This is a genomic window from uncultured Paracoccus sp. (assembly GCF_947487305.1).
In the GTDB taxonomy this organism is placed as follows: Bacteria; Pseudomonadota; Alphaproteobacteria; order Rhodobacterales; family Rhodobacteraceae; genus Paracoccus.
Map to the genome: position 1 here is coordinate 1 of NZ_CANKWH010000092.1, position 518 is coordinate 518.

General features: G+C 53.7%; 1 pseudogene. It reads left to right on the forward strand.

Annotated features, from left to right (window positions below):
- Positions 1-447 (forward strand): annotated as a pseudogene (locus Q1A36_RS21395) (hypothetical protein); the annotation flags it as partial.
- Positions 448-518: the final 71 nt, after the last annotated feature.

Below are 518 nucleotides of genomic sequence, written 5' to 3' on the forward strand. Positions count from 1 at the left end.
CTCGGTCTGTTCACGTTTCCCATAGAACACCTCCTGGTTCCTCAGTTGGTGCTCTCCACTTTTTCCGGGCAAGTCCATCACAAGCTGCTCGCTGCAAGCAAGACGAACCTGATGATCGGTGACGGGCAGGAGAAACTGAAGCCCATAACAGAGACTGGATCAGGTAGCGTCCAGGACAAGGAAAAGGTGCTGTTGTCCCAGATCCTGCAAAAGATGAATGACCTTTTCGTCGGCGATCTGACGGAAAATGATCAGCTTTCATACGTGATGGCCGTCAAAGGAAGGCTGTTGGAGAATAAGACCCTGGTCCAGCAGTCGACCAGTAACATCAAGGCGCAGTTCGCCAACTCGCCGGCCCTCAAAGGGGCTATGCTTGATGCAATTATTGAGGCGCTTGAGGCGCATTCAGAAATGAGCAAGCAAGCGCTTGGATCGGAAGCGGTCTGATCGGCCCCACTCGAGTGGTCCAGTTTGATTGTTAGCGCATGACCGGCGCACGGTCCATCGCGACGATGGTT